Below are 25,613 nucleotides of genomic sequence, written 5' to 3' on the forward strand. Positions count from 1 at the left end.
ACCAATCCCTTCTTGTGTATCGTTCGAGTGGTACACGAAAAAGGGGGATCCACATGTCAGGTCCGGTAGTCGTTCTCTTCGCAGTGCTGATCGTGCTGGCGGTCGTCCTCGTGTGGTCGATCGCACGTCGTCGTCCGGCCGCGCTGCCCGATCGGGTCGCCCCCGTGATCTCCGCCGCACGACGCCGGGCGCTGACTGCCGTGGCGTGTGCGTTCGTCGTCTTCCTCGCCGGCGTTGTGGCCGCAGTGACGATGCCCGCGCTTTTGGGGTGGCCGCTCGCTGCGGCACCGCTCGTGGCGGTGGCCGCGGCCCTGCTGCTGTACGCATCGACTCCGGCGCGCACCGTGCCCGTGGCGGCGCATCAGCCGCGTGCCGCCGCGCTCAGGTACCGGTCGTGGTGGACCGTTGCGCCACGCCGCTGGCTGTACGCCTGCCTCGAGATCGTGGTGGTCTTCGTCGCAATCGTGGTGTTCTGTGGGATGACGGCCCAGGCCGACGAGCAGGGACGGTCGCGCAGCATCCGCTTCGAGTCCGCGCTCGAGGCCTCTGAGGTCAGTCCGTATCCGGGGTGGTTCTACGGAGTCCCCGCGCTGATCGGACTCATCGTGCTCATGGCGGCGACGGTGATCGCGCTGCATCGGATCGCCGCGACGGTGGCGCTGCCTGCCCCCGAGGAGGCGGATGCCGATATCCAGTGGCGTCGGGCGTCGGCGGCGGTGGTCGTCCGGCTCGTCAGCGGCGCCGTGCTCTTCTCGGGTGGCGGGATCGCGCTCATCGCAGGGGGTGGCGTCCGCCGGGCGATGCTCGAGAGCACGCCGACGCTGTGGGCGATCGTCGGCGATGTGCTGGTGATCGTCGGAGTCGTCTTCCTGGTGCTCAGCGTCGTGTGCGTCGCGCTCGCCGCACTGACCGCCTTCACGATCGGAGAGAAGATCAGCCGCATGCCGGAGCCGGTGCGATGATCACCGTCGATCCGACCGGCGCGGTGGCGCCGTTCGAGCAGATCCGCTCGCAGCTCGCCGACGGCATCCGCTCCGGTGAGCTGCCCGGTGGGCATCGACTGCCCTCGATCAGGCAGCTCGCGGGAGATCTGCGTGTCGCCGCAGGCACCGTCGCCAAGGCCTATGCGCTCCTGGAAGAGGAGGGCTTGGTCGAGACCAGTCGGGCGCGGGGAACCCGTGTCGCCGCAGGGCACGCGTATTCACAGGACGTCCGCGATGCCGCTGTCTACTTCGCCTCGACGGCCAAGGGTCTCACTCTCGACCAGGCGCTCGGTGCCGTCAGGGCCGCCTGGAACGCGCGTTGAGGTCCGTCGGCGCAGGCGATCATCCCTGATTGCGCGGACGGCGCCGGGCGGTGCGTTCGTTGCCGTGTCGGTAGTTGATTCTTCCTGGCGTCTCAGGAGTATCGAAAACTCGCTTCAACCTGAGGTTTAAACTTTGCCCCGAATAGATGTTCGAATGTCGGAGGCCATCGGTTGAATGGAAGGCATGAACGGCATCGTCGATCGACTCGAGCAGCTGCAGGCGGATTTCGCCTCGGTGGTCGCCGACGCATTCGCAGACGAGCAGATCGCACAGCTGTCGGATGCCGAGGTGATGCGACTGCTCGAGGTCACCGGCCGCATGCGGCGGGGGATCGACGCGACGATGGTCGAGGCGACCGTGCAAGTGCGGGAGCGTTCGGAGGGCCTGCGCGCCGAGCGGATGACCACCTCATACGGATGCGATCGTCCGGCCGATCTGCTGCAGCTGGTGCTGCGCGTGGATCGGCGTACCGCGGGCAGCCTGGTGCGGGCCGCCGGGTTCAGCGCCCGGATGCAGGGCATCACCGACGGGGCGTTCCTGCCCGCGCGGTATGACGCGCTTCGCCGGGAGCTGAACGATGGCACTGTCGGTATCGACGGCTTTCTGGCCGCGGCGGCGCCGATCGAGCGCAGCAGTGCACGGCTGTCGCCGGAGGCGGTGGTCGAGGCTGATCGGCAGCTGGCGGCCTTCGCCCGCGGAGAGCTGGACCCGGATGCCGGTGCGACTCCGGATGCTGGTGCGAATCTCGGTGCGGGCACCGACCCGGCGCCGACTCCTGCTGAGCTCTCGCAGCTGGCTCACGTTCTCGCCGCGTATCTCGACCCCGACGGCGCCGAGCCCACCGACGACCTGGCCTCGCGAGAACGCGGGCTCTGGCTCGGCAGGAAGCGCGACGGCCGCATCCCGATGCGAGGCGAACTGCTCCCCGAGGTTGCCGCGCAGCTGCTTCGGCTGGCCGACAGTCTGCTAAACCCCCGTGTCGACCCGGTCGCCGTGCCCGGCGGTGTGCACTTCGAAGAGCGAGAGCCTGCGGACGATCCGGAAGGCGAGTCTCTCGTGCCGATCGACGACCGCACCCGGCCGCAGAAGATGCACGATGTGTTCGCGACGATCCTCGCCGCGGCCGCACGGGGCGGTGAGCTTCCCGATCTGGGCGGCGCGGCCCCGACGCTCGTCGTCACCGTCGACGCCGCCGACTACGCGGCCGGCTCGGGATGGGCATCCGTCGATGGTGTCGACGCACCGGTGCCGATGCGCGTGGCCGCGCAGGTCGGCTGTGCGGGCGGTATCCAGCGGGTGATGTTCGACGACCGCGGCCGGATCGTCGCCCTGGGCACCTCGGCGCGCATCTTCAACGCGCTGCAGCGCCGGGCGATCGTCGCGCGAGACGGCGGATGCATCATCCCTGGCTGCACGATCCCTGCGACCTGGTGCGAGATCCATCACGTTCAGGAGCATTCTCAGGGCGGTCCGACACACACCGACAACGGTGTCGCGCTCTGCTGGCACCATCACCGCACTCTGCACCTGTCGGAATGGCAGATCCGGATGCGACAGGGTGTTCCCGAGATCCGAGGCCCGGCCTGGTGGGATCGCAGACGACGATGGCGCCCGACGGGAGCGGGCGAGGCGAGGCGACGCCGGGAACCGGTCAGATCCAGCCCGGCAGCCAGTTATGGATGAGCCAGAACTCGTAGGGCACGCTCATGCCCGTCCACACCGGGTAGTAGAACGCCGAGACCAGCACCACGACGCACAGGTACACGACGACCGTGCGCTGTCCGGCCTGTCGGCGGTGCAGCGGAGCGTGCTTCGGCCCGGCGAGCTCGCGCAGCGCCACTGCGAGTGCGATCACGAGGAACGGCACCATCACGACCGTGTAGAACTGGAAGATCGTGCGGTTGCCCACCAGCAGCCAGGGGACGTAGGTCGCGATCAGCCCCACCAGTGCGAACGTGAGCATCGGCGCGATCGGCTGGCGCTGAATCATCGCGCGCACGAACCGATACAGCAGATACGCCGCGGCGGCCACGCCGGCGTACCAGATCAGCGGATTCGGCACCGACGAGATCACGGCGATGCAGTGATCCGTACCGCACGGTGCCGGCGAATCGGCCACCCAGATCGCCGTCGGACGCAGCAGCAGTGGCCACTGCCAGGCCGGGCTCGCATACGGATGTGGAGACGCCAGCCCCACGTGGAAGGCGAGGATCGCCTCGTGGTACTTCCACAGGGCGATGAAGGGGTTGGCATCCGTCTGCCTGTCGTACCCGCCGGCCGTGAGCAGCCAGCCCGTCCACGACATCAGATAGGTCAGCAGCGCCGGGCCCACCAGGAGCAGGAACGAGGCCGGCCCTTGCCGGAACACGGCATCCGTCGGCCACAGGGCGATTCCCGCGCGCCGCCGTGCGAGCGCGTCGGTGACCACCACGTACAGGCCGAACACCGCCAGCGCGTACACGCCCGACCACTTCACCGCCGTGGCGGCACCGAACGCCATCCCGGCGGCGATCAGCCACGGGCGCGCCCACAGTACAGGTCCCGTCATCCGGGCCACCTGCGCCATCCGCGTCAACTGCGTCACCTGCGTCGGGGACTCGGGAGGATCGTCCGTGCCGATGGCATCCAGGAGGGGAGGGTTCGGCGGCGATCGAGCAGCACGAACAGTACGCCCAGCATGATGAAGAAGGTGAGGATCCCGTCCAGCAGGGCGATCCGGCTCATCACGATCCCGAGGCCATCGATGGCGAGCAGTCCGCCGGCGATCGTCGAGGCTGTGCGTGAGCGGGTCAGCAGCAGAGACACCAGGTAGACCAGCAGCACCGTCAGCGAGCCGAGCAGTGCGGTCGTCAGCCGCCAGCCGAAGCTCGAGCCGGGGCCGGCTGCCGCCATGCCCAGCGCGATGATCCACTTCCCCAGCGGCGGATGCACCACGAACGAGCCCGCCGTCTGCATGGCCGAGTCGTCGCCGTCCGCCAGCTGCGCATCGGCGTCGTCGCCCCATTTCGCCTCGTAGCCGAGGTTCCACAGCGACCAGGAGTCCTTCACGTAGTAGGTCTCGTCGAACATGATCTCGTGCGGATGCGCGAGGTTCACCAGGCGCAGCACCGCCGCGAGCACGGTGACCAGAGCCGGTGCCAGCCAGGCCAGCATCCGGGCCGTCGCCGGGTTCGCCATCGCACGGCCGCTCAGGCGCTCGAACCAGGTGCTGCGTCCGGTCAGCGGCGGCAGCAGCGGCGTGGGCGAGGTCACCCGATCAGCCTACGCAATCGGGCCCGATCGCCCCGCCTAAGCTGGACGGGTGATCATCCTCGCGGCGACTCCGATCGGCAACCTCGGCGACGCCTCGCGAAGGCTGACAGAGGTGCTCGAGAACGCCGAGATCGTCGCCGCGGAGGACACCCGCACCACGCAGCGACTGATGCAGGCGCTGAAGATCGCGAACCGCCCCCGGCTGATCGCACTGCACGACCACAACGAGAAGCACAAGGCCGCCGAGCTCGCAGCTCTCGCAGCCACGCAGGACATCGTCGTGGTCAGCGATGCCGGGATGCCCGCCGTGAGCGACCCCGGTTACGGGCTGGTCGCAGCGGCCGTCGAGGCGGGGGTGACCGTCACGGCGATCCCCGGCCCGAGCGCGGTGCTCATGGCGCTGGCGATCTCCGGGCTGCCCACCGACCGGTTCACGTTCGAGGGCTTCCTGCCGCGCAAGCCGGCCGAACGGCGGAGGGCACTGCGGATGCTGGCATCCGAGCCCCGCACCATGGTGTTCTTCGAATCGCCCTCACGGCTTGCCTCATCACTGGCCGACATGGGCACCGCCTTCGGAGACGACCGCCGCATCGCGGTGTGCCGTGAGCTCACCAAGCTGTACGAGGAGGTGCGCCGGGGCACGGCATCCGCACTCGTCGCCTGGGCCGAGCAGGGCGTGAAAGGCGAGATCGTCGTGGTGGTCGAGGGTGCCGCACCTGCCGCGGTGTCCGCCGATGACGCCCTCGCCCAGGTACAGACGCTCGTCGTATCCGGCACCCGCCTGAAGGATGCCTGCGCCGAGGTCGCCACGGCCACCGGTCTGTCCTCCCGCGACCTCTACCAGGCTGCGCTCGCCGCGCGCTGATATGACGGAGTCCCTCATATGACGCAGTCCCTCATCGGGTATGCGTACGACGCGCGGGCCGAGGAGTACCTCGCTGTCGCGGGCGAGATCGATCAGATGACCCCCGGCGACACGGAGCTGATCGCGGCGTGGCGGGATGCGACGATGGGACGGCTGCTGGATGCAGGGTGCGGACCGGGCCACTGGACGCGATTCCTGCACGATGGCGGCGCCGCCGGGCATCCGCGGGACGTGCTCGGCATCGACCTGTCTGCCGCGTTCATCGCGCATGCGCGGGAGCTCAGCCCGCACGTGGAGTTCGTCGAGGGCTCGTTCGCGGATCTCCCGCTGCCGGATGCCTCGATCGGCGGCATTCTCGCCTGGTACTCGTTGATTCACACGCCGCCGTCCGAGCTGCCGGCGGTCCTCGCCGAGTTCGCCCGCGTACTCGCTCCCGGCGGCAGCATCCTGATCGGCTTCTTCGACGGCACCCCGCGCGAGCCCTTCGCCCACGCCATCACGACCGCATACTTCTGGACGACGGATGCCCTGGCAGGCCCACTCGAAGACGCCGGGTTCACGATCACGGCGTCCGAGTCCCGCCCGCGGGTCGATGGCGAGGTCAGCTCCCGCCCGCACGGCGCAGTGACCGCCGTACGATCATGACGACCACCAGCGCCACCAGCACCGCACACGCGCCGGTGATCACGAGGGCTACCGGCCAGAGGTCACGAATCAGAACCGGCCCCGCTTCCCGCCTAGAATCGAGAGCATGCCCGCAGGCGAATCGTTCTACATCACCACGCCGATCTACTATCCCAGCGACGTGCCGCACATCGGCCACGGCTACACGTCCGTCGCCGTGGACACTCTCGCGCGCTGGCACCGCCAGGCGGGCGACGACACCTGGATGCTGACCGGCACTGACGAGCACGGTCAGAAGATGCTCCGCGCCGCCGCGGCCAACAACGTCACCCCGCAGGAGTGGGTGGACCGGCTGGTCGGCGAGGCATGGTTCCCGCTGCTGAAGACCCTCGACGTCGCCAATGACGACTTCATTCGCACCACGCAGGAGCGGCACGAGGAGCGCGTGAAGAAGTTCGTGCAGGCGATCTACGACCGCGGCTACATCTACGCCGGCGAGTACGAGGCGCTGTACTGCGTGGGATGCGAAGAGTTCAAGCCCGAGAGCGAGATTCTCGACGGCACGGGGCCCTTCGAGGGGCTGAAGGTCTGCGCCATCCACTCCAAGCCGCTGGAGCTGCTGCAGGAGAAGAACTACTTCTTCAAGCTCAGCGAGTTCCAGGATCGCCTGCTGGAGCTGTACCGCGACCAGCCCGATTTCGTGCGCCCGGAGTCCGCGCGCAACGAGGTCGTCTCCTTCGTGCGGCAGGGCCTGAAGGATCTCTCCATCTCGCGCTCGGCGTTCGACTGGGGCATCGAGGTGCCGTGGGACAGCTCGCACGTGATCTACGTGTGGGTGGATGCGCTGCTGAACTACGCCACCGCCGTCGGCTACGGCGACGACCAGGCCACCTTCGATCGCCGTTGGCCCGCCTATCACGTGGTCGGCAAGGACATCCTGCGCTTCCACGCCGTGATCTGGCCGGCCATGCTGATGGCCGCCGGCGTCGAGGTGCCCAAGGGCGTGTTCGCGCACGGCTGGCTGCTGGTCGGCGGCGAGAAGATGTCGAAGTCGAAGCTCACCGGTATCGCGCCCACCGAGATCACCGACGTGTTCGGCTCGGACGCGTACCGCTTCTACTTCCTCTCGGCCATCGCGTTCGGCCAGGACGGCTCCTTCTCCTGGGAGGACCTGTCGGCCCGCTACCAGGCCGAGCTCGCCAACGGGTTCGGCAACCTCGCCTCGCGCACCGTCGCGATGATCGAGAAGTACTTCGACGGCGTCGTCCCCGAGGCGGCCGAGTACAGCGAGCAGGATCTGGCGATCCAGAAGAAGGTGGCGGATGCGGTGGGCGCCGCGGATGCCGCGATGGAGCACTTCCGCATCGACGAGGCGATCCACGCGATCTGGACGATCGTCGACGCGCTGAACGGGTACATCACCGAGAACGAGCCGTGGGCGCTGGCCAAGCAGTCGGATGGCGGAGACGAGCAGAAGCGTGCGCGCCTGGGCACAGTGCTGTACACCTGCGCCGAGGGGCTGCGCGCTCTCGCCGTGCTGCTCTCCCCGGTGATGCCCGAGTCGACCGGCAAGCTCTGGGACGCGCTCGGCGCGAACGAATCGCTGGGCGAGCTCACTGCGCAGCCGCTTCGCGAGGCAGGTGCCTGGGGTGCGCTCCAGCCCGGAACGACGGTGTCGGCGCTGGCGCCGCTGTTCCCGCGCGTGGAGCAGACCGCCTGAGCCGATCGTCATGACCGAGACCTACGTGCGCGCGCGCTCCACCAAGGGACGCAAGGACCTGAGCTACCCGGCGGCCCCGGAACCGCTCGCCGTGCCGGTGTACGACAACCATGCGCACCTGGAGATCACCGACGGCCCCGGAACGGACTCGGGAACCGAATCGCTCAGCCTGACCGAGCAGCTCGACCGGGCTCAGGCCGTCGGCATCGCCGGTGTGGTGCAGGCCTCGGGCGACATCGAGTCCTCGCGCTGGGCGGTGGAGGCTGCGGCATCCGATCCCCGCGTGCTCGCGGCGGTCGCGATCCATCCCAACGACGCGCCCACGTACGCGGCCGAAGGGCGGCTGGATGAGGCGATCGCGGTGATCGACGAGCTGGCCGCGCACCCGCGCACCCGGGCGATCGGCGAGACCGGCCTGGACTACTTCCGCACCGACGAACCCGGCCGACCCGCCCAGCACGAGTCCTTCGAGGCGCATATCGCGCTGGCGAAGAAGCACGGCATCGCCATGCAGATCCACGACCGCGACGCGCATGACGAGGTGCTGCAGACCCTCGCCCGCGTCGGCGCGCCCGAGCGGACGGTGTTCCACTGCTTCTCGGGCGACGAGGCGATGGCGCGGATCGCTGCGGATGCCGGATACTGGCTCTCCTTCGCCGGCAACGTCACCTTCAAGAACGCGCAGAACCTGCGCGATGCGCTGCACGTCACGCCACTGGATCGTATCCTCGTCGAGACGGATGCCCCGTTCCTGACCCCCGTGCCGCTGCGCGGCCGCCCGAACGCCCCGTACCTGGTGCCGATCACGGTGCGCTTCATGGCCGCCGAGCTGGCGATCGATCTGGACGCGCTGTGCGCGCAGCTGGCGGCGAACACTCTCGCGGTCTACGGCTCCTTCGACTGAGAGCCATCGGCCGCGCGCGTGCGATGCGGGAGAATGGGTTCATGACCGTCACCCTGCTCGGCGCCACCGAGATCCGCCGTCTTGCCGCCGAGCTCGACGTGACGCCCACCAAGAAGCTCGGGCAGAACTTCGTCGTCGATGCGAACACCGTACGCAAGATCGTGCAGGCGGCCGAGGTGCGGCCGGGCGAGCACGTGGTCGAGATCGGGCCGGGCCTGGGATCGCTGACCCTCGCGATCCTCGAGGCCGGAGCGTCGGTCACCGCCGTCGAGATCGATCACCGGCTCGCCGAGCGGCTACTGCAGACCGCCGCAGAGCGCGGGGCCGCCGAGGGGGCGCTGACCGTGGTGGATGCCGACGCCATGCGCATCACCGAGCTGCCGGGAGAACCCGCCGTGCTGGTGGCGAACCTGCCGTACAACGTGTCGGTGCCGGTGCTGCTGCACTTCCTGGAGACCTTTCCGCACCTTCAGCGCGGCGTGGTCATGGTTCAGGCCGAAGTGGCCGAGCGTCTTGCCGCCGCCCCCGGGTCGAAGATCTACGGCGCGCCCAGCGTGAAGGCTGCCTGGTACGGGCCATGGCGGCTGTGCGGCACCGTGTCGCGCCGGGTGTTCTGGCCGGTGCCGAACGTCGACAGCCTGCTGGTCGGCTTCCACCGCGATACCGAGCCGCGCGGCGACGAGACCGAGCGCCGGCGCACCTTCGAGATCGTCGACGCCGCCTTCAACCAACGTCGCAAGATGCTGCGGCAGGCGCTCTCCGGCCAGTTCGGCGGCTCGGCTGCGGCATCCGCTGCACTGGAGTCCGCCGGAGTGGCACCGACTGCGCGCGGCGAGGACCTCACCGTCGACGACTACCATCGCATCGCCCGGGTCGCGCTGGGCTAGCCTGACTGGGTGACTGATTCCCGCTTCAACCCCGACGTCCCCGAGATTCACCGCCCGTACGTCGCGGCATCCGATCGCTATCAGCGCTTCGAGTATCGCCAGGTGGGCTCATCGGGGCTGTACCTGCCGCCGATCTCGCTCGGCCTGTGGTGGAACTTCGGCGACAATATCCCGCTGGACAACCAGCGTGCGCTGCTGAGGCATGCCTTCGACAGCGGCATCACCCACTTCGACCTGGCCAACAACTACGGCCCTCCCTACGGTTCGGCCGAGAAGAACTTCGGGCGCATCTTCGCCGAGGACTTCGCCCCCTACCGCGATGAGCTGATCATCTCGTCGAAGGCCGGCTGGGACATGTGGCCGGGGCCCTATGGCGACCTGGGCAGCCGCAAGTACGTCCTCGCCAGCGCCGAGGCGTCGCTGACGCGCATGGGCCTGGACTACGTCGACATCTTCTACTCGCATCGGGTCGACCCCGACACCCCGCTCGAGGAGACCATCGGCGCGCTGGACACCCTGGTGCGCCAGGGCAAGGCGCTTTACGTCGGCATCTCCTCATACAGCGCCGAACGCACGCAGGCGGCTCTCGCCGTGGCGCGAGATCTCGGCACCCCGCTGATCATCCACCAGCCCTCGTACTCGATCCTGAACCGCTGGGTCGAGGACGGCCTCACCGACACCCTGCGCACAGAGGGGATCGGCGCCATCGCCTTCACCCCGCTGGCACAGGGGCTACTGACCGGCAAGTACCTGGCCGACGGCACGGCGCAGCGGGCGCAGAAGCGCGGATCGCTGCCCGACCGGCCGCTCTCCGACGAGGGACTCGCGGTTCTACGCGGCCTCAATGACATCGCCGCGGAGCGGGTCAGAGCCTGGCGCAGATGGCGCTGCAGTGGACGCTGCGCGATCCGGTGGTCGTCTCGGCGCTGATCGGCGCCTCGCGCCCCGAGCAGCTGGACGAGAACATCGCGGCGGTGAACGGGCCGGAGTTCTCCGACCAGGAGCTCACGGCGATCGATGCGCTCGCGCACGGCATCGACGTCAACCTGTGGTCGGTCTCCTCCGACCTGTGAGCGGGGCACGGCTCAGCGCAGACGGTGCGCTGAACGGCCGAAGGGAGCCGAAGTGAGCACGATCCGTCACACGGATGCCGTGCACGTGCGCGCACCCGGGAAGATCAACGTCTACCTGGGCGTCGGGCCCCGCCACGACGACGGCTATCACGCGCTCGCGACGGTCTTCCAAGCGGTGTCGCTGTACGAGGACGTCTACGCGACGCCCGCGGATGGCTTCTCCCTGGAGGTCGCAGGCAGCGTGGACGTCTCGGATGTGCCCCTCGACGACCGCAACCTGGCCCTGCGCGCGGCGAAGCTGCTCGCCCGGACCGCCGGCATCGACGAGGGCGTGCACCTCGACATCCGCAAGGGCGTGCCGGTCGCCGGCGGCATGGGCGGCGGCTCGGCGGACGCGGCGGCAACGCTGGTCGCCTGCGATGCGCTCTGGGGCACCGGCCTCGGTCCGCGCGGCCTGCACGAACTGGCCGCCCGGCTCGGCGCCGATGTGCCCTTCGCGCTGCACGGCGGCACCGCGGTCGGCACCGGACGCGGCGATGAACTGACCCCGGCGCTGGCCCGAGGGCGCTTCGACTGGGTACTCGTCCTCAGCGAGCAGGGGCTGTCCACTCCCGAGATCTACGCCCGCCTGGACGAGCTGCGCACGCACGGCGACGCGCTCGCCGACGACGCCACGAGTCTGCTGGAGGTGCCGGTCGCCCTGCTGCAGGCGCTGCGTGCCGGCGACGCCGCCGAGCTGGCACCCGTCATGCTGAACGACCTGGAGGCGGCGGCGGTGCTCGATCGCCCCGACCTGGAGGCGACTCTCGCCCATGGCGTGCGCAGGGGCGCGCTCACCGGCATCGTCTCGGGGTCCGGACCGACGATCGCGTTCCTGTGCGCCGGTCCCGAAGCCGCACGCACCGTGCAGGAGGAGCTGCGGGCCACCGGCCGCGAGGCTCTGCACGTGCACGGCCCGGTGCCCGGCGCGCAGATCCTCTCCTGACAGCCCGGATGCCGGGCAGCCGGTCCCGCTCAGGGCAGCGGGGCCTTCAGCAGTTCGCTGACCCGGTAGGGGATCACCTGCCGCAGGAACAGACTCGTCGAAGTGCGCAGGATGCCGGGGCACAGCCGCACGACCTCGGCCACGCGGTAGAGATCGTCGGGGTCGGTGGCCACCACGCGCAGCAGCAGATCCGTGTCGCCGGCTGGGGCGAAGCACTCCAGCACCTCGGGAACGCGACTGAGCGCGTCGATGGCGGCGCCGATCTTATGCTGATCCAGCTCCACCTGGATCGAGGCGGAGACTCCCCGGCCGAGCGCCGCCGGCAGGATGCGGGAGCTGTGCGCGCGCAGGTACGGGCCCGACTCGAGCCTGGCCAGCCGGGCGTGCACTGTGCCCCTGGCCAGACTCAGATCCTGCGCGATCAGGGCGACCGGTCGCCGCGGGTCGGAATCGAGCACCGCGAGGATGCGTCGATCTGTCTCGTCCAGGCTGTCCATATCGACCACCGTCGTCTCTCTGATCGGGTTCTGATTGATCGAATCGATCAATCCAGCTCAAGCTTATGGTCTTCACGCCCGAGACATGGTGAGATCAGTGTGTCAAATGATCGATCATCGTCACGAGCGAGGATCATCGGACGCTCGCAGAGGCGGTCACGAGCCGCGGAGGGAGGGTCCAGGACCGGGAGCGCTGCCGCTCACAGCACATCGCATCGCATCGCAGCGGCAGCGCTCGGTCGTCGGCGGCTAGCCTGGAGTGGACATGGCACATCTGCTCGGGGCTGAAGGCCTCCACCTCGAATATCCCACGAAGGTCGTCTTCGACTCGGTGACCGTCGGCGTCGAAGAGGGCGACCGCATCGGCATCGTCGGACGCAACGGCGACGGGAAGTCGAGCCTGATGGCGATGCTCGCCGGGCGCAGGCAGCCGGACGCCGGGCGCGTGACCGTGCGAGGCGGCGTGACGATCGGCGTGCTCGATCAGGCCGACACGCTCGACGAGTCCCTCACCGTGGGGAGCGCCGTCGTCGGCGACACTCCGGAGTACGAATGGGCCGGCGATGCCCGCATCCGCGATGTCATCGGCGGTCTGCTCGCCGAGCTGGACTGGACCGCCCCCGTCGCCTCGCTCAGCGGCGGCCAGCGGCGGCGGGTGGCGCTGGCGAAGCTGCTGACCGGCGACTGGGACGTGATCGCGCTCGACGAGCCGACCAACCACCTCGACGTCGAGGCCATCACCTGGCTCGCCGGGCACCTGAAGACGCGCTGGGCGCGGAACTCGGGCGCACTGCTCGTCGTCACGCACGACCGCTGGTTCCTCGACGAGATCTGCACCGCCACCTGGGAGGTGCACGACCGGATCGTGGAGCCCTTCGAGGGCGGCTACGCGGCGTACATCCTGCAGCGGGTGGAGCGCGACAGGATGGCGGCGGTCACCGAGGCGAAGCGCCAGAACCTCGCCCGCAAAGAGCTTGCCTGGCTGCGCCGTGGGGCCCCGGCGCGCACGGCGAAGCCGAAGTTCCGCATCGACGCGGCCAACGAGCTCATCGCCGACGTTCCCGAGATCCGCGACACGGTATCGCTGCAGTCGCTCGCCGTCTCGCGCCTCGGAAAGGACGTCGTCGATCTGCTGGACGCGGGGGTCGGTTACGGGGACCGCGACGTGCTGCAGGACGTCGAGTGGCGCATCGCACCGGGGGAGCGCACCGGCATTCTCGGCGTCAACGGCGCAGGCAAGTCCACGCTGCTCGGCCTCGTCGCCGGCACCGTGCAGCCCACCAGCGGCCGGGTCAAGCGCGGCAAGACCGTGCAGGTGCGTACACTCACCCAGCGCATCGACGAACTGGAGCAGCACTGGAACGATCCGGTGCGCACCGTCATCAGCGGGCTGCGCACCTCGTACACCTTCGGCGCCGGTTCCAAGGCGCAGGAGCTCTCGCCCGGACAGCTGCTGGAGAGACTCGGATTCAACTCGGCGCAGCTGTCGACCAGGGTCAAGGAGCTCTCCGGCGGCCAGCAGCGCCGGCTGCAGCTGCTGCTGGTGCTGCTCGACCAGCCGAACGTGCTGATCCTCGACGAGCCCACCAACGACATGGACACCGACATGCTCGCTGCGATCGAGGATCTGCTGGACTCCTGGCCCGGCACGCTCCTGGTCGTCTCGCACGACCGGTACTTCCTGGAGCGGGTCACCGACCAGCAGTACGCCGTCATGGGAGGGCGACTGCGGCACCTGCCCGGCGGGGTGGACGAGTACCTGCGGCTGCGAGCGGTGGAGCAGAAGACGGATGCCGGGATCGCCCCGGCATCCGGCGGGCGGGCCGAGCCGGCGCTGGACGGCGCCGCGAGGCGGGCTGCCGAGAAGGAGCTCGCGGCGCTGGAGCGGAAGATGCAGAAGCTGAACGAGCGGATCGACCGCGCCAAGCGCGCGCTCGCCGATCACGACCAGTCCGACTACGCCGGGCTCGGCGAGCGGATGAAGGAGATCCAGGCGCAGCAGGATGAGGTGGAGGCGCTCGAGCTGCAGTGGTTCGAGCTCACCGAGCAGCTCGGCTGAGCGTCCTCAGCGCGCGGCGAGGAGGTCCCGCCCGACGGTCTCCTTCATGATCTCGGTCAGACCGCCGAGGTCTCGGCGAGGCTCGGAAGCGGCGCCGCAGCGCCGCGATCCCGGGTGAAGCGGGCGAGGATGCCGAAGAACAGCAGCGACACGATGCCGGCTGCGATGCCGGTGAGCGACATGGCCTGAGCGAGGGCCTGCCCGCCGGGAAGCGCTCCCGAGACGAAGGCGACCGCGCTCGGGCCGATCGTGGCACCGGGGCCGACGCCCAGCAGCACGAGCGCGCCGCCGGCGAGTCCGCGCAGCTCATTGGGCAGATAGAGCATCAGGAAGGCCGGCACCGCGGTCCCGATGAATGCGCTCGCCGCCACGCCGACGCCGAAGATGGCGGCGGGGCCGATCCCGGTCGGCATCAGCGCCATCGATCCGGCCGCTCCCAGCACGACGGCGGCGAGGCCGATCGCCAGCGCACCGCGTCGGTTCCGGCGCCGCAGCAGCTCGATGATCCAGCCCGCGAGGGCTGCGCCGACGATGCCGCCGACGAGCATGACCACGCCCACCATGTTGCCGACGACGAGTTCGCTCAGCCCGAACTCCCGCATCAGCGCGGGCGCCGCCCACACCTGCAGCACCGATGCCGCGACCTGGGCGAAGGCGAAGCCGATGAACAGCGGCCACAGCACGGGCGCGTGGCGACGCAGCTCGCCGAAGAGCACTCGGGTGCTGCGGGCGTCTCCGCCGGTCTCGGAGCGTTCGGGCTCGCGGAAGCGGATGAAGAACGGGATCAGCAGAACGCCGATCGCCCCGAAGATCAGTACGGTGTAGCGCCACGGCTCGGTGGCGACGACGGTGGACATCGCGGTGAAGATCATCCCGCCGAGAACGAAGCCGAGTCCACCGCCCAGCGCTTGGCCGATGGTCAGGGCGGCCACGGCTGTGCTGCGCCTGCTGCGCTCGGACAGGTCGGCGGCCAGGCTGAACGGCGCGGTGATCAGCACGGCCTGCACGCAGCCGATCAGCACCTTGGCGACGGCCAGCAGCGCGAATCCCGGCGCGATCACGATCAGCACCAGGGCGATGGTCCACACGATCAGCGCGATGAGGATCATCCGTGCCCGGCTGAAGCGATCCACGAGCAGGCCGATGGGCAGCGCGCAGACCGCGAAGGCGATGGTGGGGAACGCGCCCTGGAGCAGACCGAGCTCGGCGTCGGAGAACGCGAGGTCGCGGCGCATGGGTTCGATCAGCAGGCTGATCAGACTGGTGTCCATCAGCAGCAGTGCCGATGTCAGCACCAGCAGCACCAGCGAGCCGGTGCGGGTCCTGCGTGGGGTGAGGCGCACGTCGCTGGGCGCCCCCATGGGTTCGGTCATCTCTGTCTCTCCGTCTGTCCGGGATCCGCAAGCAGAAAAAGCTACGGGCTGTAGCCTAAAAGTAGAGTGTTCCCTTCGGGATAACAAGAGTCAGCCTCAAGGATTGTTGCGGATCCTCCGTGAGCCGACGTAGAGTGAATAGCTACACAATGTAGTGTGTGGTGAGGAGGTCGCGGTGGGACGCACGCGAGATGTCGAGCTGGAACAGCGGCTGCTGTCCGCCACCTGGGACGAGCTGCTCGCTGCGGGCTACAACGCGCTGTCCTTCGCGCGGGTCGCGGCCCGCGCCGGCGCGCACCGCACCGACATCTACCGTCGATGGGCCTCGAAGGCGCAGCTGGTGACCGCAGCGCTGGCGGCGCATCTGCCGCCCGTCGCGCAGTTCGACACCGGCTCGCTGCGCGGAGACATCCGCGCCTATCTCCACGCGCTGTGGCAGACCTGGTCGTCCGACTGGGTGGACGCCATGATCGGCGTGCTCGCCGACCTCGACGAAGAGGCGGAGCGGACGATCCTCGCCATGAGCCTGGAGCGCGGCAAGCCGTTGCGCGACGGGATCATGCGGGCCGTTCGCCGCGGTGAGCTCGTCGACATGCCCGACCTCGCCATGATCGGCGACCTGCTGGAGGGGCCGCTCATGCACCGACGACTCATCGCCAGGCAGGTGATGACCCTCGACGACCTCGACGCGCTCGCCGACCTCGCCTGCGGTCTGATGAAGGTCCAGGAGGTGACAGCGTGAGCGCCCTGCACGATCTCTCCGCATCCGAGCAGCGCAGCGCCCTGCGTGCCCGCGAGGTGAGCTCGCGGGAGCTGACCGCGCACTACCTCGACCGCATCGATCGGCTCGCCGAGCCGCTCGGCGCTTTCGTCACCGTGGTTCCCGAGCAGGCCCTGGCGGAGGCCGATCGTGCGGACGCTCAGCTCGCCGCGGGGGAGGGCGGCGCGCTCACCGGTCTTCCGCTGGGCATCAAGGACCTGCATGCGGCCGCAGGGATCCGGATGACGGCGGGATCCCCCGCGCTGGCGGACGTGATCCCGCCGCGGGACTCCTGGACCGTCGACCTGCTCCGCCGCGCCGGCGCGGTGATCGTGGGCAAGACGAGCACCGCCGAACTGGGCTCCACCTGCTTCACGGAGGATCACGTCACCGGTCATGCCGCCGTCACGCCGTTCGACACCCGGCGCTATTCGAGCGGATCCTCCGGCGGCGCGGCCACGGCGGTCGCTGCGGGGCTGCTGCCCTTCGCCCACGGCAGCGACAGCGCGGGTTCGATCCGCACCCCCGCCGCCACCAGCAACCTCGTCGGCGTCAAACCCAGCCGCGGGCTGGTCAGCATCGCACCCGCGTCGACGTTCATGGCGATGGGCACCGAGGGACCGTTGGCCAGGACGGTAGCGGATGCCGCCCTGCTGCTCGACGCGATGGCACAGCCCTGGGCGGGCGACCTCTACGCCTGGACGCCGAAGGAGAGCCTGGCCGCCGGGATGACGCACGCCATCGATCGCCCGCTCACGGTCGCGATGTGGACCGAGACCGGAATCGACGGGGTCGATGAGGATCCGGAGATCTCCGCTGCCGTCCGTCGCACGGCGCAAGCTGCGGGATGCCGGGCACGAGGTGCGCGAGATCGGCATCCCGGCCCGTCTCGACGCCGACGTCGTCGGCCCGCTGCGCACCTGGCTGACCAGCGCGGTGGCGATGTCGGCGAGCATGATGGTTCCCGCCGAGCGCTGGGGGAGCTACACGGCACTCACCCGATTCCTCATGCAGCGGGCGCAGGAGCTCTCGGCTGCGGACGTCATGCTCGCGCAGGCCAGGCTCGCCGGGTACGCGAGCAGGTTCCTCGCCGCCTTCGAGCACGTCGACGTCGCACTGACCCCGGTCACCAGCCGCCCGCCGGTGCTGCGCGGCCACTTCCTCTCCGAAGGGCTGGAAGCAGTGCTGGACCGGATGCTGGACTGGTCGTGCCCGACACCCTGGGCGAACCTCACCGGCCAGCCCGCGATCGCCCTGCCGGCGGGGTTCACCGCCGAGGGGCTCCCGCTGTCGGCGCAGCTGGTGGGGCGCCCTCGCGCCGATGCCCTCCTGCTGGCACTGGCAGGACAGCTCGAATCCGCGCAGGACTGGCACCGGGTGCATCCCGCAGTGTGGGACGAATGAGAGTCAGGACATGAGCCGATCCGATCGCACGGCTCCGGGACCGCTGGACCCGGGCGCAGGACTGTCCGAGAACATCGTGCACCTCGCCGACGGGCGCCGCATCCGCACCGTCGTTGCGGGGGAGTCGGCGGGCCCGCTGGTGGTGTTCGAAGCGGGGATGAGCGCCCCGGCCGCGGAGTGGCTCGCCGTGCAGCGCGGCGTCAGCGCCCATGCCCGTACGCTCTCGTACGATCGCTCCGGCTACGGCGGCAGCGACGACGACGCCCAGCCGCGCACCGTCGCCCGGATGGCCGACGACCTCCACGCCGTTCTCACGGCAGCGGGCGAACACGGCCCCGTCGTGCTCGTGGCACACAGCTGGGGCGGGCCGATCATCCGTGCGTTCGTCCGCAGCCATCCCGATCGCGTCGCCGGCATCGTGCTCGTGGACGCCTCCCTCGCCTCGTCCACCGTGACCCGCAAGCAGGTCGTGCTGGGGCGGGCGTCCTTCCGGATCACCTCGCTGCTGGTCCGGCTGGGCGCGGGCGCGCGGGTGATCCGCATGGTGCTGCCGCACGGCCACGCGAGCGAGTTCAGCGACGATGACATGGCGATCGTGACCAGGGACTACGCCTCGGTGCGAGCGATGCGCACCGGCGTCCGCGAGGTGAACGAGGTCCTGGCCGTCGGGCCCGCGCTTCGCGAGTGGGAGGCCGAGGGGTTTCCCGACGTGCCGGTCGTCGCGCTGCAGGGCGGCCGCCGCGAGAAGAGCGCGGCGGCGCAGCGGTTCCGCGAGGAGTTCAACCGGAATGCGGCGGAGCTGCTGGCCGACCATCCTCGCGCACAGGTCGTGATCGTGGAGGGCTCGGGGCATCTGATCCCGCAGGAGCAGCCTCGTGCCGTCATCGATGCCGTCCTCCGGGTGGCAGCCGAGGCAGCGGGTTCCTGAGGAGGCCCCCGGCGCCGCCTCTGCTGTGACGCATTGTGACAGCAGGATTACGAGACGCACCGACGTGCCACGTACCGTTTTCGAGTCCCCCACGAGAGGAAACCCGAAAGCATCATGTCCCGCCGCACCACCACCTTCGCAGCCGCCGCCGCAGCGGTCGCCCTGATCGCATCCCTCGCCGGCTGCGCGTCGAACCCCGCCTCCAGCGGTGACAGCACCGCGCCGTCCGCACAGAACGAGACGGTCAAGATCGGCGTCGTCGGCAAGGGCGACGCGCAGTGGCCGGCGTTCGTCGACGCCGCCAAGAAGGAGGGCATCGACGTCGAGCTGGTCGACTTCGGCTCCTACGAGCAGCCGAATCCCGCGCTGGCAGCCGGAGAACTCGACCTGAACCAGTTCCAGCACATCGTCTACCTCGCGCAGTACGACAAGGCGTCCGGCGAGGACCTGCAGCCGATCGGCGCCACCGCGATCTACCCGCTGGGCCTGTACTCCAAGAAGTACGACTCGGTGGACGACATCCCCGAGGGCGAGACCGTCGCCGTCCCGGATGACGCCTCCAACCAGGCCCGTGCCCTGCTCGTGCTGCAGTCGGCCGGTCTGGTCAAGCTCCGCAGCGGCGGCACCATCGTCAGCGACCTCGCCGACATCGACGAGGCGGCCTCCAAGGTGAAGGTCACGGCCCTCGAGGCCGCGGTCATCCCGACCGCGCTCCCGGATGTCGCCGCGGCGATCATCAACAACGACTTCGTCACCGATGCCGGGCTGAGCTTCGAGGACGCGATCGCCCAGGACGACCCCTCCGACCCGAACGCGCTGCCGTACGTGAACATCTTCGCCGCCCGCGCCGACGACGTCGACAACCCCACCTACAACAAGCTCGTCGAGATCTTCCAGAACGACGAGGCCGTCCAGAACGGACTGCAGGAGGCCTCCGGCAACACCGCCGTGCTGCTGCAGACCCCGGCTGCCGATCTGCAGGCCTCGCTGAAGAAGGTCCTCGAGGACACCGCGATCAGCAAGTGAGACGACGCATTCACATCTGAATGCGAGAGAATCGGGCGGCGCATCTCAGCGCCGCCCGATTCTCTCGTCCGATCCGCCATCCTCCGGAGTGCACTATGGCCATCGTGAGCCTCGCCGGCGTCAGCAAGACGTACCCGGCCCGTGGGCGTGACAGCGCCGACGTCACCGCCGTCGACGACGTGACCCTCGACATCGAAGCCGGCGAGGTGTTCGGCATCATCGGCTACTCCGGGGCGGGGAAGTCCACGCTGGTGCGGCTGATCAACGCCCTCGAGCCGGCCACCGCCGGTTCGATCCACGTGGACGGCGTCGACATCACCGCGCTCAGCGAGCGGGAGCTGCGCGGCGTCCGCGGCGGCATCGGCATGATCTTCCAGCAGTTCAACCTGTTCTCCTCGAAGACCGTCAAGGCCAACATCGCCTATCCGCTGAAGCTCGCCGGCTGGTCGAAGACCGAGATCGACGAGCGGGTGAGCGAGCTGCTGAGCTTCGTCGGGCTGGCCGACAAGGCGCGGGCGTACCCCGAACAGCTCTCCGGCGGGCAGAAGCAGCGCGTGGGCATCGCCCGGGCGCTGGCCACCCGGCCGAGCATCCTGCTCGCCGATGAGGCCACCAGCGCGCTCGACCCGCAGACCACGCATGAGGTGCTCGAGCTGCTCGCGCGCGTCAACCGGGAGCAGGGCGTCACGATCGTCGTCATCACGCACGAGATGGACGTGATCCAGACCATCGCCACGAAGGTGGCCGTGATGGAGCACGGCAGGGTGATCGAGCAGGGCGACGTGTTCGACGTGTTCTCCCGCCCGCAGAACCCGGCTTCGCAGCGTTTCGTCGGCACCGTGATCAAAGGCCTCCCGTCGCCTGCCGAGGCCGCCGCCCTGCGCGCGCGGCACAGCGGTCGCCTGGCGACGTTCTCCTTCCGCGACGGCGACTCCTCGCAGTCCCAGGTGCTCCTCGATCTCGCACAGGCCGGGCTGGAGTTCGAGCTGGTCTACGGCGGCATCAACGACATCCGGGGTCGGGCGTTCGGGCACCTCACGCTGGCGATCCGGGGGCGGATGCCGAGGTGGATCGCGCACTGGCCGCGATCAGGCAGCATGCCGAGGTCACCGAGATCGACCAGCAGGAGGTGCGCTGATGGAGCGCTTGATCGAGCTGGGCCCGGAGTTCTGGAAGGCCGCGGTCGAGACGCTGTACATGACGGCCTTCGCGCTGGTGATGGCCGGCATCCTCGGCACGCTCATCGGCGTCGGCCTGTACGTGACGCGCCGCGGCGGGCTGCTGCCGAGCCGGGTGGCCAACGGCATCCTCGAGCTGCTGGTGAACTTCTTCCGGCCGATCCCGTTCGTGATCTTCATCGCGGTGGCCATGCCGCTCACGCGCGCCGTGATCGGCATCGCCATCGGCACGACAGCCGGGGCGTTCGCGATCGGCCTCGCGGCGTCGTTCGCGATCGCCCGTATCGTCGAGCAGCACCTCGTGTCGGTCCCGCCCGGCGTCATCGAGGCGGCGCGGGCGATGGGGGCCGGACCCTGGCGCATCCTGTTCACGGTCGCCATCCCCGAGTCGCTGGGCCCGCTGATCCTCGGCTACACCTTCATCGTCGTCGCGCTGATCGACATGACTGCGATGGCCGGCCTGATCGGCGGGGAGGGCTCGGCGCCTTCGCGCAGATCTACGGCTTCCGCCAGTTCGAGCCGGTGGTGATGTGGGCGGCGATCTTCCTCATCGTGCTCTTCGTACACCTCGTGCAGCTGCTGGGCACCAGGCTCGCCCGGGTGGTCATGCGGCGCTGAGGACGGGAGGCGCTGACCTCAGCGGCTCGGCGCCTCCTGCAGCGTCCTGCGCGTGACGAACTCGCGCGGTGCGCCCGAGAGCGGGTCGACGAACCGCAGCTCTCGCGCCAGCAGCTGCAGCGGCCGGTCGAAGTCGTCCGGCGCCTCCGGCAGCAGCACGGGGTAGAAGCCGTCGTTCAGGATGCCGGCGCCCAGCGCCGCCAGATGCACGCGCAGCTGGTGCATCCGGCCCGAGTGCGGTCGCAGCCGGGTGTGCAGCACCCGGTCGTCCGCGTGGATCAGCTCGATGAGCGTCTCGGAGTTCGGCTCGCGCTCGGCATCCGCTCGCACGCAGACGTGCGCGCGCAGCTTCTCGATGTGATTGCGGAACACGACCGGGAACGGGTGTCCTGCCAGGGCGGGGGATGCCGCATCCCAGCCCTCCGGCAGCGCCGAGACCGCCTCGTACACCTTCTCGACCTGCCTCCGCTCGAACAACAGCTGATATGCGCCACGGGTCTGCGGCCGCACCGAGAACATCAGCAGCCCCGCCGTCGCCCGATCCAGACGATGGATGGGGGTGAGGTCGGGGAGGTCGAGCAGTCTGCGCAGCCGCACCAGAGCCGAGTTCTGCAGGTACTTGCCGCCGGGAGTGGTGGGCAGGAAGTGCGGCTTGTCGGCCACCACCAGATCCGCGTCCTGATGCAGCACCTCGATCTCGAAGGGGATCTCGCGCTCGATCGGCGGCTCCCGGTAGTACCAGACGAACTCGTGCACCCCCAGCGGCGTCTCGCGGTCGAGCGCGGAACCGTCGCGCGCCACGATCTCGCCGCGATCGAAGCGGGTCAGCAGCCGTTCGGGATCGAGGTGGAAGAATCGCTCGGCCATGTACGCGCCGACCGTCGGCCAGGGCCCCGTCAGCGGCAGGTGCAGGCGCGTCGCGCCGACGCCGTCGCGCACCGGGAGCGGGGATGCCATCGCCATCAGCGACCGCCGATCTGGCGTCGAAGCAGGAGGGTCATGCGTCGAAGCTCAGGCTGAGCTTGCGCAGCAGTCCGGCGAGTCGCTCGCGATCCGCGCGCGGCAGGGCACGCAGCAGTTCGGCCTCGGCATCGACCAGGCGGGTGATGGCGGCATCCACCCGCACCCTGCCGTCGTCGGTCAGGATGACGAGGATGCTGCGCCCATCGCCGGGGTCGGCCTCGCGTCGCACGAACCGGCGGCCGACGAGCCGGTCGATGCGGTTGGTCATGGTGCCGCTGGAGACCAGCGTCTGCTGCAGCAGCTGCTTCGGCGACAGCCGGAACGGCGCGCCGGCACGGCGCAGTGCCGAGAGCACGTCCCACTCCCACGGCTCGATGTCGCTGCGGTGGAACACCTCGCGCCGCGCGCGGTCGAGATGACGGGAGAGCCGATCCATCCGGGAGAGCACCTCGAGGGGTGAGAAATCCAGGTCGGGTCGCTGCGCGTTCCACGCGCTGACGATCCGATCGACCTCATCCGCCTCGTTCATCCCTCCATCATCCCGCATGCGCCGGATCGCGACCCGATCGACGGAAGCACGGCCGCCGACATGGCAGACTTGTCACGCGGCCTGCAGGCTCTGCCCGGCCGCGGTCCGCCGTAGTGTAATGGCAGCACGACAGCCTTTGGAGCTGTTAAGTCCAGGTTCGAGTCCTGGCGGCGGAGCATGTCGCAGAATGCACTCGCCATCATCGTCCTCGCCGCCGGCCAGGGAACGCGCATGCGCTCACGTCTGCCGAAGGTGCTGCACCAGATCGGCGGGCGACCGCTGGTGGGTCACGTGCTGTCCACGGCCCGTTCGCTGGGCGCGCAGCACATCGAGGTGGTCGTGCGGCACGAGCGCGATCAGGTGGTCGCCGCACTGGCCGAGCAGTATCCGGAGGCCGTTTTCGTCGATCAGGACGACGTGCCGGGCACCGGCCGCGCCGTGCAGGTCGCACTGGATGCGCTGCCGGCCGACTTCGACGGCGATGTGCTCGTGCTCTCCGGGGACTGCCCGCTGGCGGATGCCGAGACTCTCACCGGCTTTCTCGCCGAGCACCGCAGGGCGGACGCCGCCGCCACGCTGATGACGGCCGTCGTCGACGATCCGACCGGCTATGGCCGGGTGATCCGCGACGCCGACGGCGGCGTGGAGCGCATCGTGGAGCAGAAGGATGCCGATGCCGGAGAGGTCGCCGTGCGCGAGATCAATGCCGGCATGTACGTCTTCCGTGCGCAGGCGCTGCGCACGTATCTGCCCGCAGTCGGCGTCGACAACGCGCAGGGCGAGATGTACCTCACCGATGTCCCCGCCCTGCTGCGTCGCGACGGCGGCCGGGTCGCGGCATCCGTCGTCTCCGACGTCACGGTCACCTACGGGGTCAACGACCGTGCGCAGCTGGCCGAGGTCGGCCGCCTGCTCAACCAGCGGATCGTGCGCCGCTGGCAGCGCGAGGGCGTGACCGTCATCGACCCGGCGACCACCTGGATCGACGACGACGCCAAGCTCGCCGCCGATGTGACCATCCTGCCGAACACGCAGATCCTGCGCGCCACGGTCATCGGCTCCGGCGCCACCATCGGACCGGACACCACGCTCGTGGACTGCGAGGTCGGCGAGGACGCCGTCGTCAAGCGCACCGATGCGAACCTGGCCGTGATCGGCGCCCGCGCCACGGTCGGCCCGTTCTCCTTCCTGCGCCCGGGCACCGTGCTGGGCGCCGACGGCAAGATCGGCGCCTACGTCGAGACCAAGAACGCGCAGATCGGTGAGGGCAGCAAGGTCCCGCATCTGTCCTACGTGGGGGATGCCACCATCGGCCGCCACGTCAACCTGGGTGCGAGCACGATCACCGCGAACTACGACGATGTGCACAAGCACCGCACCGAGATCGGCGACGAGGTGCACACCGGCTCGCACACGGTGCTCGTCGCCCCCGTTAAGCTGGGTGCAGGTGCGAAGACCGGTGCAGGCGCCGTCGTCCGCAAGGACGTCCCCGCCGGATCGCTGGCCATGAGCGTCGCCCCTCAGCGCAACATCGAGGGGTGGGTCCAGAAGAACAGAGCAGGAACCGGCGCGGCCGATGCGGCCGCACGGGAACGATCGGCGGAATAGGCGGCGCGGATGGGGCACAAGAAGAAGAAGACGATGGCGCTGGACCGCGAACGCGGTGTGGCACCCGGTCTGATCGCGAAGACCAAGAAGCGGCTCGTCGTCGCCGGCGGGCGCTCGCACCCCGATCTGACCGCCGCCGTCGCCGCGGCACTGGGCCAGGAGATGGCGCCCGTCGAGCACCGCACCTTCGCCTCCGGGGAGATCTACGCCCGCTTCGAGGTGTCGATCCGCGGCTGCGACCTGTTCATCGTGCAGTCCTTCGGCGAGCCCGTGAACGAGTGGCTCATGGAGACGCTGATCATGCTGGATGCCGCCAAGCGCGCCTCCGCCAAGCGCATCACCCTCGTCGCCCCCTACTACCCCTACTCCCGGCAGGATAAGAAGGGCCGCGGGCGCGAGCCGATCAGCGCCCGGCTGATCTCCGACATGCTCAAGGTGGCCGGCGCCGATCGCATCATGAGCGTGGATCTGCACGCCGCGCAGATCCAGGGATTCTTCGACGGTCCCGTCGACCACCTCTTCGCCAAACCCGTGCTGCTGAAGCACTTCGAGGAGACGCTCACCTCCGAGGATCGCGAGACGCTCACCATCGTCTCGCCTGACATGGGGCGTGTGCGCGTCGCCGACACCTGGTCGGACAGCCTGAACGCCCCGCTGGCGATCATCCACAAGCGCCGTGACCCGAAGGTCGCCAACCAGGTCTCGGTGCACGAGATCGTCGGCGAGGTCGAGGGCCGCACCTGCCTGCTGGTGGACGACATGATCGACACCGGCGGCACGATCGTCAAGGCGGCGCAGGCGCTGAAGGCCAACGGCGCCCGCCGCGTGATCGTGGCCGCCACGCACGCGATCTTCAGCGACCCGGCCTCTCAGCGGCTGCAGGACGAGGCGATCGACGAGGTGGTCATCACCGACACGGTCCCGCTCTCCGAGTCGCGCCGTTGGGACGGCCTGACGATCCTGCCCATCGCCCCGCTGCTGGCCGCGGCCATCAAGCAGGTCTTCGAGGACGGCTCGGTCACCAGCATGTTCAACGGCGACGCCTGAACGTCG

General features: G+C 69.5%; 22 protein-coding genes, 1 tRNA gene and 3 pseudogenes. 20 read left to right on the forward strand and 6 right to left on the reverse strand.

Translation table 11 applies throughout. From position 1 onward, the window contains the following. The first annotated feature begins 53 nt into the window (after nt 1–53). The 3 genes from QUE33_RS01435 to QUE33_RS01445 all read left to right on the forward strand — a co-directional run bounded on the left by QUE33_RS01435 (nt 54) and on the right by QUE33_RS01445 (nt 2,990). On the forward strand, nt 54–962 hold the full coding sequence (locus tag QUE33_RS01435) for a hypothetical protein (RefSeq protein ID WP_286301496.1): 909 nt from the start codon (nt 54–56) through the stop codon (nt 960–962). After that, nucleotides 959–1,306, forward strand: coding sequence for a GntR family transcriptional regulator (locus QUE33_RS01440; protein ID WP_286301497.1), 348 nt, complete (start codon nt 959–961; stop codon nt 1,304–1,306). The genes QUE33_RS01435 and QUE33_RS01440 overlap by 4 nt, the downstream gene beginning before the upstream one ends. A 184-nt stretch (nt 1,307–1,490) precedes the next feature. Then, complete coding sequence (locus QUE33_RS01445; protein ID WP_286301498.1) at nt 1,491–2,990, forward strand: HNH endonuclease signature motif containing protein; 1,500 nt, start codon at nt 1,491–1,493, stop codon at nt 2,988–2,990. Here QUE33_RS01445 and QUE33_RS01450 read toward each other — a convergent pair. Both QUE33_RS01450 and QUE33_RS01455 read right to left on the reverse strand, forming a co-directional pair. Then, nucleotides 2,959–3,855 carry a dolichyl-phosphate-mannose--protein mannosyltransferase gene (locus tag QUE33_RS01450; protein ID WP_286301499.1) on the reverse strand — a complete coding sequence of 299 codons (897 nt, stop codon included), beginning with the start codon at nt 3,853–3,855 and terminating at the stop codon, nt 2,959–2,961. The genes QUE33_RS01445 and QUE33_RS01450 overlap by 32 nt on opposite strands. Nucleotides 3,856–3,887: 32 nt before the next feature. Next, on the reverse strand, nt 3,888–4,559 hold the full coding sequence (locus tag QUE33_RS01455; protein ID WP_286301500.1) for a phospholipid carrier-dependent glycosyltransferase: 672 nt from the start codon (nt 4,557–4,559) through the stop codon (nt 3,888–3,890). 49 nt (nt 4,560–4,608) lie between these two features. Here QUE33_RS01455 and rsmI point away from each other — a divergent pair, with 49 nt between their 5' ends. From rsmI to QUE33_RS01490, 7 genes and pseudogenes are all read left to right on the forward strand, one after another. Continuing rightward, entirely contained in the window at nt 4,609–5,424 is an 816-nt protein-coding gene (gene rsmI / locus QUE33_RS01460; protein ID WP_286301501.1) for a 16S rRNA (cytidine(1402)-2'-O)-methyltransferase, read from the forward strand. A gap of 18 nt (nt 5,425–5,442) precedes the next feature. After that, nucleotides 5,443–6,069 (forward strand): class I SAM-dependent methyltransferase, encoded by a 627-nt coding sequence (locus QUE33_RS01465; protein WP_286301502.1) that lies wholly within the window; start codon nt 5,443–5,445, stop codon nt 6,067–6,069. A 106-nt stretch (nt 6,070–6,175) separates the two neighbouring features. After that, nucleotides 6,176–7,768 carry a methionine--tRNA ligase gene (gene metG / locus QUE33_RS01470; protein WP_286301503.1) on the forward strand — a complete coding sequence of 531 codons (1,593 nt, stop codon included), beginning with the start codon at nt 6,176–6,178 and terminating at the stop codon, nt 7,766–7,768. A 10-nt stretch (nt 7,769–7,778) separates the two neighbouring features. After that, nucleotides 7,779–8,672 carry a TatD family hydrolase gene (locus QUE33_RS01475; protein ID WP_286301504.1) on the forward strand — a complete coding sequence of 298 codons (894 nt, stop codon included), beginning with the start codon at nt 7,779–7,781 and terminating at the stop codon, nt 8,670–8,672. Nucleotides 8,673–8,713: 41 nt separating this feature from the next. Next, complete coding sequence (gene rsmA, locus QUE33_RS01480) at nt 8,714–9,559, forward strand: 16S rRNA (adenine(1518)-N(6)/adenine(1519)-N(6))-dimethyltransferase RsmA (protein ID WP_286301505.1); 846 nt, start codon at nt 8,714–8,716, stop codon at nt 9,557–9,559. A 9-nt stretch (nt 9,560–9,568) separates the two neighbouring features. Beyond that, nucleotides 9,569–10,632: pseudogene (mgrA, locus tag QUE33_RS01485) on the forward strand (L-glyceraldehyde 3-phosphate reductase). 52 nt (nt 10,633–10,684) lie between these two features. After that, nucleotides 10,685–11,617, forward strand: a complete 933-nt coding sequence (locus QUE33_RS01490; protein WP_378762050.1) for a 4-(cytidine 5'-diphospho)-2-C-methyl-D-erythritol kinase — start codon at nt 10,685–10,687, stop codon at nt 11,615–11,617. A gap of 29 nt (nt 11,618–11,646) precedes the next feature. Here QUE33_RS01490 and QUE33_RS01495 read toward each other — a convergent pair whose 3' ends face one another. After that, nucleotides 11,647–12,114 carry an Lrp/AsnC family transcriptional regulator gene (locus QUE33_RS01495; protein WP_286302980.1) on the reverse strand — a complete coding sequence of 156 codons (468 nt, stop codon included), beginning with the start codon at nt 12,112–12,114 and terminating at the stop codon, nt 11,647–11,649. A gap of 265 nt (nt 12,115–12,379) precedes the next feature. Here QUE33_RS01495 and QUE33_RS01500 point away from each other — a divergent pair, with 265 nt between their 5' ends. Continuing rightward, nucleotides 12,380–14,173 (forward strand): ABC-F family ATP-binding cassette domain-containing protein, encoded by a 1,794-nt coding sequence (locus QUE33_RS01500; RefSeq protein WP_286301508.1) that lies wholly within the window; start codon nt 12,380–12,382, stop codon nt 14,171–14,173. A gap of 56 nt (nt 14,174–14,229) precedes the next feature. On the opposite strand, the gene QUE33_RS01505 is transcribed toward QUE33_RS01500, so the two are convergent. Continuing rightward, nucleotides 14,230–15,546, reverse strand: a complete 1,317-nt coding sequence (locus QUE33_RS01505; RefSeq protein WP_286301509.1) for an MFS transporter — start codon at nt 15,544–15,546, stop codon at nt 14,230–14,232. Nucleotides 15,547–15,721: 175 nt separating this feature from the next. On the opposite strand from QUE33_RS01505, the gene QUE33_RS01510 reads away from it, so the two are divergent. From QUE33_RS01510 to QUE33_RS01540, 6 genes and pseudogenes are all read left to right on the forward strand, one after another. Beyond that, nucleotides 15,722–16,288: a TetR/AcrR family transcriptional regulator gene (locus QUE33_RS01510; protein ID WP_286301510.1), complete on the forward strand. Its 567-nt coding sequence runs from the start codon at nt 15,722–15,724 to the stop codon at nt 16,286–16,288. A 56-nt stretch (nt 16,289–16,344) separates the two neighbouring features. Then, nucleotides 16,345–17,710: pseudogene (locus QUE33_RS15935) on the forward strand (amidase). A gap of 10 nt (nt 17,711–17,720) precedes the next feature. Next, nucleotides 17,721–18,638, forward strand: coding sequence for an alpha/beta fold hydrolase (locus QUE33_RS01525; protein ID WP_286301513.1), 918 nt, complete (start codon nt 17,721–17,723; stop codon nt 18,636–18,638). A gap of 114 nt (nt 18,639–18,752) precedes the next feature. Beyond that, the gene (locus tag QUE33_RS01530; RefSeq protein WP_286301516.1) at nt 18,753–19,664 is read left to right on the forward strand and encodes a MetQ/NlpA family ABC transporter substrate-binding protein; all 912 of its coding nucleotides are present in this window, start codon (nt 18,753–18,755) and stop codon (nt 19,662–19,664) included. 95 nt (nt 19,665–19,759) lie between these two features. Then, nucleotides 19,760–20,802 (forward strand): annotated as a pseudogene (locus tag QUE33_RS01535) (methionine ABC transporter ATP-binding protein). Between the two features lie 80 nt (nt 20,803–20,882). After that, nucleotides 20,883–21,371: a methionine ABC transporter permease gene (locus QUE33_RS01540; RefSeq protein ID WP_350226544.1), complete on the forward strand. Its 489-nt coding sequence runs from the start codon at nt 20,883–20,885 to the stop codon at nt 21,369–21,371. 107 nt (nt 21,372–21,478) lie between these two features. Here QUE33_RS01540 and QUE33_RS01545 read toward each other — a convergent pair whose 3' ends face one another. Further along, nucleotides 21,479–22,417 carry a pseudouridine synthase gene (locus tag QUE33_RS01545; RefSeq protein WP_286301517.1) on the reverse strand — a complete coding sequence of 313 codons (939 nt, stop codon included), beginning with the start codon at nt 22,415–22,417 and terminating at the stop codon, nt 21,479–21,481. A gap of 40 nt (nt 22,418–22,457) precedes the next feature. Further along, complete coding sequence (locus QUE33_RS01550; protein ID WP_286301519.1) at nt 22,458–22,952, reverse strand: MarR family winged helix-turn-helix transcriptional regulator; 495 nt, start codon at nt 22,950–22,952, stop codon at nt 22,458–22,460. Nucleotides 22,953–23,056: 104 nt separating this feature from the next. On the opposite strand from QUE33_RS01550, the gene QUE33_RS01555 reads away from it, so the two are divergent. The 3 genes from QUE33_RS01555 to QUE33_RS01565 all read left to right on the forward strand — a co-directional run bounded on the left by QUE33_RS01555 (nt 23,057) and on the right by QUE33_RS01565 (nt 25,607). After that, a tRNA-Gln gene (locus QUE33_RS01555) sits at nt 23,057–23,128 on the forward strand. Nucleotide 23,129: 1 nt separating this feature from the next. Next, nucleotides 23,130–24,560 carry a bifunctional UDP-N-acetylglucosamine diphosphorylase/glucosamine-1-phosphate N-acetyltransferase GlmU gene (glmU, locus tag QUE33_RS01560; RefSeq protein WP_286301521.1) on the forward strand — a complete coding sequence of 477 codons (1,431 nt, stop codon included), beginning with the start codon at nt 23,130–23,132 and terminating at the stop codon, nt 24,558–24,560. 33 nt (nt 24,561–24,593) lie between these two features. Then, complete coding sequence (locus QUE33_RS01565) at nt 24,594–25,607, forward strand: ribose-phosphate diphosphokinase (RefSeq protein ID WP_378762129.1); 1,014 nt, start codon at nt 24,594–24,596, stop codon at nt 25,605–25,607. Nucleotides 25,608–25,613: the final 6 nt, after the last annotated feature.

This window comes from Microbacterium suwonense, assembly GCF_030296555.1.
GTDB lineage: Bacteria > Actinomycetota > Actinomycetes > Actinomycetales > Microbacteriaceae > Microbacterium > Microbacterium suwonense.